Origin of the sequence: Halosegnis marinus, assembly GCF_029338355.1 — an archaeon.
GTDB classification, from domain to species: Archaea; Halobacteriota; Halobacteria; order Halobacteriales; family Haloarculaceae; genus Halosegnis; species Halosegnis marinus.
The window spans coordinates 390,390-402,949 of the sequence record NZ_CP119802.1 but is presented as its reverse complement, the minus strand read 5'-3'; the positions used below and the strand labels follow the sequence as shown (position 1 = coordinate 402,949).

The 12,560-nt window shown below is 69.7% G+C and carries 17 protein-coding genes; 9 read left to right on the top strand and 8 right to left on the bottom strand.

Annotated features, from left to right (window positions below):
* Positions 1–39 precede the first annotated feature (39 nt).
* The 7 genes from P2T37_RS02345 to P2T37_RS02315 are packed head-to-tail and all read right to left on the bottom strand — an operon-like array spanning position 40 to position 4,586.
* On the bottom strand, positions 40–321 hold the full coding sequence (locus P2T37_RS02345) for an acylphosphatase (protein WP_276235145.1): 282 nt from the start codon (positions 319–321) through the stop codon (positions 40–42).
* Between the two features lie 32 nt (positions 322–353).
* Entirely contained in the window at positions 354–755 is a 402-nt protein-coding gene (locus P2T37_RS02340; protein WP_276235144.1) for an arsenate-mycothiol transferase ArsC, read from the bottom strand.
* Positions 752–1,135, bottom strand: coding sequence for an ArsR/SmtB family transcription factor (locus P2T37_RS02335; RefSeq protein ID WP_276235143.1), 384 nt, complete (start codon positions 1,133–1,135; stop codon positions 752–754). The genes P2T37_RS02340 and P2T37_RS02335 overlap by 4 nt, the downstream gene beginning before the upstream one ends.
* Positions 1,136–1,172: 37 nt before the next feature.
* Positions 1,173–2,180 carry a DUF7973 family transport facilitator gene (locus tag P2T37_RS02330; protein ID WP_276235142.1) on the bottom strand — a complete coding sequence of 336 codons (1,008 nt, stop codon included), beginning with the start codon at positions 2,178–2,180 and terminating at the stop codon, positions 1,173–1,175.
* A 47-nt stretch (positions 2,181–2,227) separates the two neighbouring features.
* Positions 2,228–3,145 carry a DNA-3-methyladenine glycosylase family protein gene (locus P2T37_RS02325; RefSeq protein WP_276235141.1) on the bottom strand — a complete coding sequence of 306 codons (918 nt, stop codon included), beginning with the start codon at positions 3,143–3,145 and terminating at the stop codon, positions 2,228–2,230.
* 38 nt (positions 3,146–3,183) lie between these two features.
* Positions 3,184–3,441 carry a hypothetical protein gene (locus tag P2T37_RS02320; protein WP_276235140.1) on the bottom strand — a complete coding sequence of 86 codons (258 nt, stop codon included), beginning with the start codon at positions 3,439–3,441 and terminating at the stop codon, positions 3,184–3,186.
* Between the two features lie 56 nt (positions 3,442–3,497).
* Positions 3,498–4,586 carry an NAD(P)/FAD-dependent oxidoreductase gene (locus P2T37_RS02315; RefSeq protein ID WP_276235139.1) on the bottom strand — a complete coding sequence of 363 codons (1,089 nt, stop codon included), beginning with the start codon at positions 4,584–4,586 and terminating at the stop codon, positions 3,498–3,500.
* Between the two features lie 105 nt (positions 4,587–4,691).
* On the opposite strand from P2T37_RS02315, the gene P2T37_RS02310 reads away from it, so the two are divergent.
* From P2T37_RS02310 to P2T37_RS02290, 5 genes are all read left to right on the top strand, one after another.
* A complete protein-coding gene (locus P2T37_RS02310; protein WP_276235138.1) occupies positions 4,692–4,976 on the top strand; it encodes a DUF357 domain-containing protein in 285 nt (94 codons plus the stop codon).
* Positions 4,977–5,109: 133 nt separating this feature from the next.
* The gene (locus P2T37_RS02305; RefSeq protein WP_276235137.1) at positions 5,110–6,615 is read left to right on the top strand and encodes an ABC transporter substrate-binding protein; all 1,506 of its coding nucleotides are present in this window, start codon (positions 5,110–5,112) and stop codon (positions 6,613–6,615) included.
* Between the two features lie 32 nt (positions 6,616–6,647).
* Positions 6,648–7,589, top strand: coding sequence for a carbohydrate ABC transporter permease (locus P2T37_RS02300; RefSeq protein ID WP_276235136.1), 942 nt, complete (start codon positions 6,648–6,650; stop codon positions 7,587–7,589).
* Positions 7,586–8,461, top strand: coding sequence for a carbohydrate ABC transporter permease (locus P2T37_RS02295; RefSeq protein WP_276235135.1), 876 nt, complete (start codon positions 7,586–7,588; stop codon positions 8,459–8,461). The genes P2T37_RS02300 and P2T37_RS02295 overlap by 4 nt, the downstream gene beginning before the upstream one ends.
* The gene (locus tag P2T37_RS02290; RefSeq protein WP_276235134.1) at positions 8,458–9,591 is read left to right on the top strand and encodes an ABC transporter ATP-binding protein; all 1,134 of its coding nucleotides are present in this window, start codon (positions 8,458–8,460) and stop codon (positions 9,589–9,591) included. Before P2T37_RS02295 ends, P2T37_RS02290 begins: the two co-directional genes overlap by 4 nt.
* On the opposite strand, the gene P2T37_RS02285 is transcribed toward P2T37_RS02290, so the two are convergent.
* Positions 9,588–10,082, bottom strand: coding sequence for an RDD family protein (locus P2T37_RS02285; RefSeq protein WP_276235133.1), 495 nt, complete (start codon positions 10,080–10,082; stop codon positions 9,588–9,590). The genes P2T37_RS02290 and P2T37_RS02285 overlap by 4 nt on opposite strands.
* A 72-nt stretch (positions 10,083–10,154) precedes the next feature.
* On the opposite strand from P2T37_RS02285, the gene P2T37_RS02280 reads away from it, so the two are divergent.
* The 4 genes from P2T37_RS02280 to P2T37_RS02265 all read left to right on the top strand — a co-directional run bounded on the left by P2T37_RS02280 (position 10,155) and on the right by P2T37_RS02265 (position 12,548).
* Positions 10,155–10,385, top strand: a complete 231-nt coding sequence (locus P2T37_RS02280; protein WP_276235132.1) for a hypothetical protein — start codon at positions 10,155–10,157, stop codon at positions 10,383–10,385.
* 53 nt (positions 10,386–10,438) lie between these two features.
* Positions 10,439–10,711, top strand: coding sequence for a winged helix-turn-helix domain-containing protein (locus tag P2T37_RS02275; protein ID WP_276235131.1), 273 nt, complete (start codon positions 10,439–10,441; stop codon positions 10,709–10,711).
* A gap of 65 nt (positions 10,712–10,776) precedes the next feature.
* Positions 10,777–11,088, top strand: a complete 312-nt coding sequence (locus P2T37_RS02270) for a DUF8036 family membrane protein (RefSeq protein WP_276235130.1) — start codon at positions 10,777–10,779, stop codon at positions 11,086–11,088.
* A 170-nt stretch (positions 11,089–11,258) separates the two neighbouring features.
* Complete coding sequence (locus tag P2T37_RS02265; RefSeq protein ID WP_276235129.1) at positions 11,259–12,548, top strand: ferritin-like domain-containing protein; 1,290 nt, start codon at positions 11,259–11,261, stop codon at positions 12,546–12,548.
* The last annotated feature ends 12 nt before the right edge of the window (positions 12,549–12,560 follow it).

Here is a 12,560-nt window from a genome sequence, read left to right as displayed (position 1 = left end):
ACCCGGACTCCCGCGGCCGTCGGTATGGGCTTTGCGGCGCTACCGGCGTATCTCGAACCCGTCGAGCCCCTCGGGGTCGCCGTACTCGGCGGTCACGTCCTCGACCCGGGCGGCGGGACTCCCGGTGTGACACCACTCGACCGTCGCCTCCACGTCGGCGCGCGGTCCCTCGAAGACGGCCTCCACGCGCCCGTCGTCGAGGTTGCGGACCCACCCCGCGACCCCGCGCTCGCGGGCCGCGTCGCGGGTGTTCGCGCGGTAGTAGACGCCCTGTACCCGCCCCGAGACGAGGACGTGTGCGCGGACGCGGTCGTCGCTCATGCCCCCACCGACGGCGTCGCGCGGCAAGAAGGTCAGGCCGCGCGCTCGGCCTCGTCGAACAGCGCCGCGACCCGGTCGCGTATGTCGTCGCGGATGCGCGCCACCGCCTCGGGGGACTGCCCGTCGGGGTCGTCGAGCGCCCAGTCGCGCGCCTCGACGCCGTCGGGCAGCGTGAGGGTCGAACAGCCCATCGTCGCCACGTAGTCACAGTCGGCGAGTTCGTCCTCGTCTATCTCGCGGGGCGTCCGGTCGGCGAGGTCGACGCCGACGTCGCGCATCGACGCGACCACCTCGGCGTGGACCTCGTCGGCCGGGAACGTCCCCCCGGTCAGTATCTCCCAGTCGAGGCCGCGGGCCTCGCGCTCGCGCTCCGCGAACGCCGTCGCCATCTGTGAGCGCCCGGCGTTCTGGACGCAGACGAAGGCGAGCCTCATCGCGTCCCCTCCAGCGCCACGAGGAGCGCCGTCGCCCGGTCGGTCGTCCGGTAGTACTTCCAGCGGCCCTCCTTGCGCGCCTCCACGAGCCCGGCCTCGCGGAGCTGTCTGAGCGCGTGGCTCACGGCGGAGTCGCTCACGTCGGTGACGGCGTCCAGCTCACAGACGCACAGCTCCCCCTCGGCCGCGTGGAGCAGCCGTACCAGCCCGTAGCGGGTCTCGTTCGCCAGCGCGGAGAGCGCGGCCACGTCGCCGTCGGTGTCGCGGGTCGCCGCCTCGGCGACGGCCGACAGCCGGGTCTCGCACTCCTCGACGGTCGAGCCGCAGCAGCTCGCCCCGTCAGCGACGAGCCGTTCGAGCCGGTCCGTTGAAACAGCCATAAAAACGATTGAAGAGCTACTCAATTAGTTCTGTCGCTCAGGGGACCGGGACCCACACCGACCCGGGAAGGACGCCGGCCAGCGCGAGCATCGCGACGACGAAGGAGGTGACGACGATGCTCGCGGCCGGCGGGTCGAGGTGGGTGTCCGCGTGCGCGTAGAGGACGCGCTGGGAGAGTTCGCCGAACACGGCCCCGAGCAGGCCGAACACGGCCCCGAGCGCGACCGCCTCCCACAGCGGCATCGTCGCGGCGATATCGGCCGGCGACAGCGACGAGAGCGGGCCCGGAATCGCCGCCAGGACCGCGGTACTCGCGGGGAGCGTGATGTGGTGGGTGACGGGAATCCGGGCGACGCCGGCGTTGACGAAGACGAGGATCGCGACCGAGAGGCCGAACGCGAGGAAGACGCTCCCGGTGCGGTGGGCGACGTAGCCGCCGAGCGCGCCGCCGGCGAGGCCCACGGCGACGACGTTCGGCCAGCGGGTCATGTACGGGAGCCACGGTTCCGCACCCGGTCGATTCATGTCGAACAGCCCGTCGCGCGCTCCGACGAGCGCGTAACCGAAGACGGCGCGGTGGGCCAGCGCCGAGACGACGACGCCCATCGCCACCGGGTCGTAGGGGAGCGACAGCGCCGCCGAGCCCGTGGCAACGAGGTGGCCGAGGACGCCGAACGCCCCGCCGACGGCGAGCGCGTCCGGTCGGGTGCCGAGGCCGGTCGTGACTCGCTTCGCCGGGGCGTAGGCGAACCCCTCGACGGGCATCTCGTCGCGCGTCGCGAGGTACGCCGCGGCGGCCGCGCCGCCGCCGAAGGCGACGTGGGGGCCGAACAGCGGCCCGAAGGCGAGCGCGTCGACGAACCCGACGCTCTCGACGGCGCCGTCGGCGATGTTTCGCCCGGCGAGCTTGTACGTCTCGCCGGCGACGACGAGGAAGCCACAGAAGGTGAACGAGGGGAGCGCGCCGAGCGCCGCCCCGAAGGCGCCGCCCGCGAAGGCGACGACGGCGAGCGCGAGCGCGTCGGCGAGCGCGGCTGTCGGCATACCTCCGATTGAGAGAACGCTCAGATATACCTGCCGGAAGCCGACGCCTACTCCCCGCCGGTGCGGAGGTAGAAGAAGACGTACGTCTGTGCGTAGCCGGCGTACTCGCCGCCGAACCGCTCGCGGATGGCCCGCGAGGTCTCCGTGTAGTTCCCGCGCTCGCAGTCGGGGTAGTAGTCGGCGATGGCGGTGCGTATCCACGTGTCCAGCGGGACGGCTTCGAGGAAGTCGAGCGAGAAGAGGAGAACGCAGTCGGCCACCTTCTCGCCGACGCCGACGAACCGCGTCAGGTACTCGCGGGCGTCCTCGTACGCCATGTCGAGCGCGGCCTCGGGGTCGGCCTCGCCCGAGGCGACCATCTCGGCCGTCCGCTGCACGTACGGCGCGCGGTAGCCGAGCGAGAGGTCGCGCAGGTCGGCCTCCGTCGCCGCGGCAAGCCGGCCGGGCGTCGGGAACGCGTGGTAGGTGTCGCCGTCGAACTCGACGGGGTCGCCGTACTCGCGCGCCAGCCGCGTCTGCATCCCGTGGATGCGCTCGACGCGCATCTGTGCCGAGCAGATGAACGAGATCAGGCAGGGAAACGCCGGGTCGCGCACCAGTCGCATCCCGCGGTAGGCGTCGAACGCGCGCGCCAGCATCGGGAGGTCGGGGCACGCGTCCACGATGGCGTCGAGGTCGTCGTCCAGCCGCAGGAGGTGGGTGAGCAGCTCCGGCGCGTTCGGGGTCGAGGCCTCCCACTCTATCGCGCCGTCGTGCTGGCGCGCACGGACGACCTCGGATTCGCCCGAGGGGGTGAACGTCGCCGGCAGGACGGTGTGGTACCACGCGTCGCTCCCCCACGCGTGCTCGTCCTCGAACATCCGGCCGTCCGCCCGGTCCCAGAGGTACGTCTGCCCGGACTCGACGGTCGCCTGCATGTCGAACCCGCCCGACAGGTCGGTGACCGGGATGGCTCCCTCGTGCATACGCCCGGTTCGGCCGACGCGCGTTTTCGGGTTTCGGTCTATCCGAATCGCGCCGCCAGCCGCGCCGTGACGACGTAGCCGACCGCCATCAGGAGGAACGCTGGCAGAACGGTCCCCGAGCGCACCTCGCCGGGGTCGTAGCTCGCGTACACCGTCCACGCCGCGGCGACGACGACCGGGAGGAACAGCAGGGCCTGGAGGCGTCGGTTCCGGTCGTCGTCGGTCACGGTGTGCGTGTCATCGGTTCGTACGTTCGCCCGCTCACGGGTCGCTTCGCTCCCCGTTCGCCCGCTCACGGGTCGCTTCGCTCCCCGTTCGCTCGTTCGGCGGACTCGCTCCGCTCGTCCGCCCGCTAGTCGTCCGCCGCGGCTTCCGCCTCCGCGCGCTCGGCGCGGCTCACGTCCTCCAGGTACTCGTCGGCGTCGATGGCCGCCTTCGCGCCCATCCCGCCGGCCGTCACGGCCTGCTGGTAGTGGAAGTCCACCACGTCGCCGGCCCCGAACAGCCCCTCCACGTCCGTCCGCGTCTGACCGCCGCCGCGGCCGCCCTTCGTGATGAGGTAGCCCTCGTCGTCCGTCCGGACGCCCGTCCCTTCGAGGTAGTCGGTGTTCGGCGTGTGGCCGATGGCGAGGAACACCGCGCCCACGTCGAAGTCGTAGGTGCGGGTGTCGGGGTCGTCGAGCTTCTCGGAGGGGTGGCCCTCGGGGTGCTCCGCGAGGGTGACGTGGTCCACGCCCTCGGCCTGCGAGCCGTGTATCTCCAGCAGCTCGGTGTTGCGGTGGATCTCTATCTTCCCCTCCTCGACCTGCTCGTTCACGCGGTCGATCCAGTAGTCCTCGGCGCGGAACTCCTCGCGCCGGTGGACGATGTGGACGGTGGAGGCGAACTTCGTGAGGAAGCTGGCCTCCTCCATCGCCGCGTCGCCCCCGCCGACGACGAGCATCTCCTCGTCGCGGAAGAACGCGCCGTCGCAGGTCGCACACGTCGAGAGGCCGTAGCCCATCAGTTCGTCCTCGCCGGGGACGCCGAGGGTGCGGGCGCTGGCCCCCGAGGCGGCGATGAAGGCGTCGCAGGTGTACACGGTGCCGTCGCGGAGCTCGACGCGGAACGGCCGTTCGGAGTCGTCGTCGGGGCTTCCGCCCCGACTGCCTGCCGAGCTTCGCTCGGCTCTGTCGACGTCGACGACGACGCCGTGGTCTATCTCGGCGCCGAACTGCGTCGCCTGCTCCTTCATGTCGTTCACGAGCTGCGGCCCGGAGATGCCCTCCGGGAAGCCGGGGTAGTTCGCCACGTCGGTCGTCAGGGTGAGCTGTCCGCCCGGCTCGACCCCCTCCAGGACGAGCGGGTCGTTGTTCGAGCGCGCGGCGTAGATGGCCGCGCTCAGCCCGGCGATGCCCGAGCCGGCCACGATGAGCCGTCGGTGTTCGGCGTCCTCCGTCATAGCCACGGGTAGCCGGTCGGCGCCTAATTAGCTTGCGCCCCCGGGCGGGGGAGACGACCGACCGCGCGCCGGAACCGTGAAGCGGCGGGGCGGACAAGCGCGCCCATGCCGGCCGACCTGGAGGAGAAGACGGACCGCTACGGCGACCTGCTCGCCGAGGCGCTGGAGGCAGCGACGGTCGCGCCGCCGCCGGACTCGCCGCTCGGCGAGGCCGCCGCGGAGTGCGAGGAGATGGCCCGCTCGTATCTCGACGACGGCCGGCACTTCCGCGAGCACGACGACCCCGTGAACGCGCTGGCCGCGTTCTCGTACGGGCACGCGTGGCTGGACGCGGGCGCGCGAATCGGCCTGTTCGACGTGCCGACCGACGGACATCTCTTCACGGTATAAACTGACCCCGGGTTTCTACGAACCATCGGTAGCCGGGATTCTATCTGGGGTTTACGTTGGTAAGGAAGAACTGCCGTTTCACGAACAATACTCCATAGATTTATTAATGTCGAATAATCATGACTGGACGACCATGGTAGATAATGACTCGGACGCGGTCCCGAACGACGTGGACGACGACTGGTCGCTCAGCAGGCGACAGGCGCTGGCTGCCGCCGGCGCGATGGGCGTCGCCGGCCTCGCCGGCTGCTCGGGCGGCGACAACAACAACGACGGCGGCGGAGGCGGCGGAGGCGGCGGAGGCGGCGGCGGCACGCAGACCCCCGGTGGCGAGGTCCACTTCCTCACCGACTACAACAACGAGGCGTGGCAGGCGAAGTGGGAGGACACCCTCGTCCCCGGCTTCGAGGACTCGACGAACTACTCCGTCCGGATGGAGTACTCCTCCTTCTCGGGCGGCCAGGAGAGTCGGCTCGCGAACCTCATCCAGTCGGGCGACCCGCCGGAGCTGAACTCCTCGACGTTCGAACAGATCGGCGACGTGTACGCGAACGGCGGCCTCGCCAACGTCGGCGACGTGGTTTCGGCCGCCGAGGAGACCAGCGGCGAACTCGTCTCCTCGCCGTACCACGAGGGCGAGGACTACTGGGAGCTCCCCCACGGCGCGTACGTCGGGACGTTCGTCTACCGGACGGACGTGTACGACGAACTCGGGCTGGAGGTGCCCTCCTCGTTCCAGGAGCTGCTGGAGAACGCCCGTATCATCGACGAGTCCGACATGGACATCCGCGGCTACGGGCTCGCGGGCCAGAAGACCGGCAAGGCCCACGACGAGTTCCAGACGTTCCTCGCGAACATGGGGGCCTCGGAGCTCGGCTTCGTGAACCCCGACGCGGACGACCTCTCGACCGCCGAGGTCGAGGTGCTGTACGACCAGTACGAGGAGGAGATCGTCACGCTGCTGGAGTACTTCAACGAGCTGTCGCAGTACTCCGCGGACCCGACCGGCATCGGTTGGGGGACCTCGCTGCGCAACTGGGCAAGCGGCCAGTTCGCCCAGCAGTACAACCTGAACCAGTGGCCCGGCGGCGTCGCCGCGGCCGCCGGCGTCGGGGCCATCGCCGAGAACACCGGCGTCGCCGCGATGCCGCTGTGGGAGGAGGGCGGCATCGGCGTCGAGGACTCCGAACTGGCGAACCCGACGATGGACGGCCACCACGTGTTCTCCAACGCGAACGTCCAGGGCGGGAAGGCGATGCTGGAGTACCTGTACGCCGGCGACCAGCAGCGCGCCGCCAACATGTACGAGACGGAGCCGACGCGGTTCCTGCCCGCCTACGAGAACATCATCGACTCCGACGCGTTCCGGAACTACCCGCTGTTCCAGGAGTACCCGAACCTGCTGGAGGACCTCGACACCGTCGCGAACGAGATCCTCCCCGAGCGGTACGGCAACAACGACACCCCCGGGACGCTCACCAACAGCCCGGTCGGCGTCTACTACTACCGCTTCTTCCACCAGGCGGAGATGGTCAACCGCGTCGTGACGGACACGGCGACGCCGCAGGAGGCGTTCGAGTACGGTCGCGAGCGCGCGAACGAGATCGTCGAAGAGGCACGGGACCTGCTCGGGCGATGAACCGGGGCTATCCGACCGCGGAGGTGGTCTGAGTGGCGGGCGAGACGGTCGAGGGGGACCGGGCACCCGGGCTGTCGCTCGACCGGCTGCCGGTGGACTCGGAGACGCTTCTGGGCATCGGCTCCGTGCTGCCCGTCATCCTGTTGTACCTCGTCGTCTCCATCATCCCGGTCGGCTTCGCGGTGTACGCCTCGCTCCACGAGATACCGCTGCTCAACCCCAACTGGACGTGGATCGGCCTGGAGAACTACGGGCGCGTGTTCGAGGTCGACCGCTTCTGGGGCTCGCTCGGCCGCGGCGTCATCTTCATGGTCGGCTCGACGGTGCTCCAGCTCGTCGTCGGCCTGTGGATGGCGATGACGCTCAACCGCATCCGGCGCGGTCAGAAGATCATCACGGCGGTCGTGTTCACGGCGTACCTCATCCCGACCATCGTGGTGACGCTGATGACGCTGTTCATGCTCAACACGCAGTACGGCGTCCTCCACATGATCGGCTCCGAGTGGCTCGGCATCTGGGAGCCGACCGAGTTCGCGCTCGGCCAGAACGACCTCGCGATGCCCATCGTCGTCCTCGTGGGGACGTGGAAGTTCTCGGTGTTCATCACCATCTTCACGCTCGCACAGCTCCGCTCGATTCCGCAGCGGTTCTACGAGGCCGCGAAGGTGTGCGGCGCGAACAAGTGGGAGATGTTCCGCGACGTGACGCTCCCCCGGATACAGGGCGTCATCCTCGTCGCGGTCCTGCTCCGCTCCATCTTCATGTTCAACAAGTTCGACCTCATCTGGACGCTCACCGAGGGCGGCCCCGGCTACGCGACGACGACCCTGCCGGTGCTCGCCTACCGCGAGGCGTACAACGCACAGAACTTCGGACTCGCCAACGCGATGGCGGTCGTGATGTTCCTGTTCCTCGTGGTCGGGGGCATCGCGTACTTCCAGGTGTTCAACCCCAGCGACGAGGTGGACACATGAGCACCGACACGGACCACGACGACATCCGCGGCGTGTTCGGGCTCGACTTCCGCACGGCGGACCGGCTCTACCAGGGGCTGTTGTCGGTCAGCGCGGCGCTGTTCTTCGTGCTGATCATGTTCCCCGTCTACTGGATGCTCCAGTCGTCGCTGAAGACGGTCGAGGGGCGGTCACAGATCACGTGGCTCCCCTTCGAGTACTTCTCGCTGGAGCACTGGGGAACGGTGCTCACCGGCGAGGTGGCGCTGTACCTGTTCAACAGCGCCATCGTCACGCTCGGGACCATCGTCCTCGTGGTCGTCGTCTCGCTCATCGCCGGCTACGGGCTGGCGCGCGTCGAGTTCGGCCACAAGGAGAACTTCGCGCGGTTCCTGCTGTTCGGGTACATGTTCAGCCCCATCGTGCTGGGGCTGCCGCTGTACCTCATCTACTCGCGGATCGGCCTGCTCAACACGCGGGTCGGGCTCATCATCACGCTGACGGCTATCTCCATGCCGTTCTCCGTGTGGCTGATGTGGAAGTACATCCAGACCATCCCGGAGGCGATGGAGGAGTCGGCGTGGGTCGCCGGCGCGAGCCGGTGGGAGGGGTTCCGCGACGTCATCGTTCCGCAGACCCAGCCGGCCATCATCGCGTCGGCGCTGTTCGCGTTCGCGCTGGCGTGGAACGACTTCACCTTCGCGGACATCCTGCTGCCGGACAACCAGGCGACGACGTTCGCGCCCGGCATCTTCCGGCTCATCAATCAGGGGTACGGCGCGCCGTGGGGCGACGCGATGGCCGCGTCGATGCTCACGACGATTCCGCCGCTGCTGTTCGCGTACTTCCTACAGAGCTACCTGCTGAAAGGCTTCCAGATACGTTCACTATGACAGTCACCCTCGACAACGTAAGCCGCGTGTTCGGCGACGGCAGCGACGCCGTCGTCGCCGTGGACGGTATCGACCTCACCATCGCCGACGGGGAGTTCGTCACCCTCGTCGGTCCCTCCGGCTGTGGCAAGACGACGACGCTCCGGTGCGTTTCCGGGCTCGACACCCCGACGGGCGGTACCATCACGTTCGGCAACCGTGACGTGACGGACCTGCCGCCCCAGCAGCGCGACATCGCCCTGCTGTTCCAGGACATCGCGCTGTACCCGCACATGACGGTCCGGGACAACATGGCCTACGGGCTGAAGATCGCCGGCGAGTCGAAGGAGCAGCGGTACGCCAAGGTCGACGAGGCCGCGGAGCTGCTCCAGATAACCGACCAGCTGGACAAGTCGCCCGCGAGCCTCTCGGGCGGTCAGCAGCAGCGCGTCGCGCTCGGCCGCTCGCTCGTGCGCGACCCGACCGTCTTCCTGTTCGACGAGCCGATGAGCGACCTCGACGCGAAGCTGAAGCGCGAGCTCCGACCCATCGTCGAGCAGGTCACCGAACGCATCGGCTGTCCCGTCCTCTACGTCACCCACGACCAGGAGGAGGCGATGACGCTCTCCGACCGCGTCGCGGTGATGAACGACGGCGAACTCGAACAGGTCGGCCCGCCGAAGGAGGTGTACGACGACCCCGCCTCGGAGTTCGTCGCCGGCTTCATCGGCCAGCCGACCGCGCAGTTCTTCGACGGCGAGGTCGTCGCCGCCGACGGGGGTCGCGTCACGGTCGCGGTCGGCGACCACCAGTACGAGCTGTCGCGACCGACCGGCGAGCTCGACCCCTACGTCGGGCGGTCGGTGCGTATCGGCATCCGTCCGCAGTACATCGAGGTGACGGAGGGCGGCGACGGCATCCAGGGCGAGCACCTGCTCGACGAGCCGCTCGGCGACTCGACGCACAGCTTCTTCGACACGCCGTTCGGCGAGATAACGGTCGTCACCCACCCGGACTTCGTGGGCGGGAAGAACACCTACGGGCTGGCGCTCGACCCCGAGCACGTGATGGTGTTCGACGCGGAGACGGGCGAGCAGGTCGGCTCCTCGACCTCGGTCCGCGAGAACCGCAAGGGGACGCCGAAGGCCTAACGCGACCGCGCCACGACCGTCCCCGCGGCCCTGTCTCCGACGCGCTTTCCGCCGCCCGTGAGCGCCGCGAGCGTGCCCACGACGACCGGCGGGACGCCGAGGTAGTCCACGTACCGCAGGAGGTTCCGGACCGCGCTCGCGCGCAGCGAGCAGGGGTCGCCGTCGTCGTCCACGACGACCAGCCGGCGCCACACCTTCCCCGGGGTGCGGGCGTACCGCCACTCGAAGGCGAACGAGTAGGTGACGACGAGCGGCGCGGCCGCGGCGAGCGCGACCGGGAGGAACAGCGGCGAGTCGCCGACCGCGCCCGCGGTGAGGGTGTCGGCCATCCACAACAGCGGCGCCTCCACGACGACGAGACAGGCGAGCAGGTCGAACGCGGCCGCGGCGACCCGGTCCGCGAGCACGGCTCGCGAGCCGACGCTGTCGAGCGCCGGCTCCGGGGCCGGCCGGGACGGGTACACCGAGAGCAGACGGCTCGCCCACGTCATGGCGAACCGGACGACGGGGGCGACCTTGAGGCTGTCCCCAACAGTTACGTCCCCGGCCGCGAAGGGCCCGGTATGTCCAACAGTACCACGGGAAGCTCGGAGTTCGGCGCGGACACGAACCCGGTCGTTCGAGCCGTCCAGCTGCGGTGGAAACACGGGGCAATCGCGTTCGTGCTCGGCGCGGCGACGTACGCGCTGTACGGGCTCGAACAGGGCTGGTCAATCGACGCCGCGGTGTTCGGCGTGACGACGCTCGGGATAATCCTCTACAGCGCCGTCACCTACCGCCGCGACGCCGCCTGACCGACGCGGCGTCCGTCGGTGTGCTTACGGTGGCGGGGTGAGATACCCGGGTAATGGAGGCGTCCCTCTGGTACGTACTCACGGGGACGCGCGGGGGGAAGAACCGCGTTCGCATCCTCCGGGCGCTCGACGAGCGGCCGCGCAACGCCAACAGGCTGGCGGAGGCCCTCGACCTGGACTACAAGACGGTCCGCCACCACCTCGACGTGCTCGCGGACAACAACATCGTGCGCGACTCGGGCGACGACTACGGGGCGGTGTACCTCGTCACGGACGCCGCGCGCACCCACTGGGACACCATCGAGACCATCATGGAGGAGGTATGACCGACGGACGACTCCGGCCGGATTTGGGAAAGGGTATATCCGGGAGAGGGGGGAAGGGGCCGTAGATGACCGCGCTCGTGACGCTGTTCCAGGTACTCACCCTCGCGAACCTCGTACTGCTGACGGGGCTCGCGTACGTCTGGGGCCGGAACTACGCCGACATGCGGTCGAAACACACGCTCGGTCTCCTGCTGTTCGCGCTGTTCCTCCTCGGCGAGAACGGGATGGCCGCGTATTTCTTCCTCGTCGACCCGCAGTTGAGCGGGTGGATATCGAACGCCCAGCAGGTGCCCCCGCCGGCACAGCTCGCGATGGCGGCGCTCCGGGTGGCGCAGTTCGGCGGCCTCGCGTTCCTGACGTGGGTCACGTGGGACTGACCCGGTCGCCGACCCGATAGCCGCGCGCACTTCTCTTCTCTCGCTTCCGGAGCGGCGGCTCGGCCCCCGATTTGGGTGAGCCTCGGGGCACATCCGGCCCGGGAGCGGGCCCCACGCCGGCCGGAACTCGGCGTATGGCTATACGTCCGTTCGCGGTTCGACCGAGTGGAATGACATCCGACGACACGAGCCGACGACGGTTCATCGCCGCGGCGGCGGCGCTCGGCGCGACGGGACTGGCCGGCTGTTCGAGCGGCGACGGCACGCCCACCGAGGGGATGAGCGGCATGAACGGGTCGGACGGGACGGACGCGACGGCCACCCCGACGGAGGAGGGCATGGCGTCGATGGCCGCCCCCGACGTGCCCGTCCTGAACTACGCGCTGACGCTCGAACACCTGGAGAACGCCTTCTACCGGGAAGGGCTCGCGGAGTTCTCCGACGACGAGATCGCCGGCGCGGAGACGCTCTCCCGGTTCGGCGACCGGGTCCGCCGCGAGGTGCCCGAGTACCTGCGGACAGTCGGTGCCCACGAGCAGGCGCACGTGGACGCTATCGCCGCGACGGTCGAGGACCTCGGCGGCACGCCCATCGAGGAGGGGGAGTACGAGTTCGGCTACGAGACGCCGAGCGAGTTCCTCGCCGTGGCCCGCGCGCTGGAGAACACGGGGGTCGCGGCCTACGCGGGGGCCGCCCCGAAGGTCGTGAACAACGACGTGCTCGCCGCCGCGGCGGGCATTCACAGCGTGGAGGCGCGCCACGCCGCCTTCCTGAACCTCGTGAACGACGCCTCGCCGTACCCGAACGCGGTGGACGAGGCGCAGTCCGTGAGCGAGGTGCTGGAGGTCGCCGGGGAGTTCGTCACGTCGGAGGTGGACCCGAGCGCCTACGAGACGGGCGAGGACCGCCCCGAGCAGGCGCGCAAGGCCGACAACGACACGAGCGACGTGGACGTCCTGAACTACGCGCTGACGCTCGAACACCTGGAGAACGCCTTCTACCGCGACGGCCTCGCCGGCTTCACCGACGAGGAGGTGGCGAACGCCGACGTGTTGGCCTCCCTCGACGCCTCGGTGCGCGAGGCCGTCCCCGACCACCTACGGACGGTGGGCGCCCACGAGCGGGCGCACGTGGACGCCATCACGGCGACGGTCCAGGACCTCGGCGGCACGCCCGTCGAGGAGGCGACCTACGACTTCGGGTACGAGACGCCGAGCGAGTTCCTCGGGGTCGCGCGGGCCCTGGAGAACACGGGGGTCGCGGCGTACAAGGGTGCCGCGCCGACGGTGTCGGCCGACGCGGTGTTCTCCGCGGCCATCGGCATCCACAGCGTCGAGGCGCGCCACGCCGCCTTCCTCAACGAACTCAACGAGGGGTCGCCGTTCCCGGACGGCGTCGACGAGCCGATGTCGATGAGCGAGGTCCGGGAGGTGGCCGCCGGGTTCATCGTCGAGGAGTAGGCGGGCGTTTCC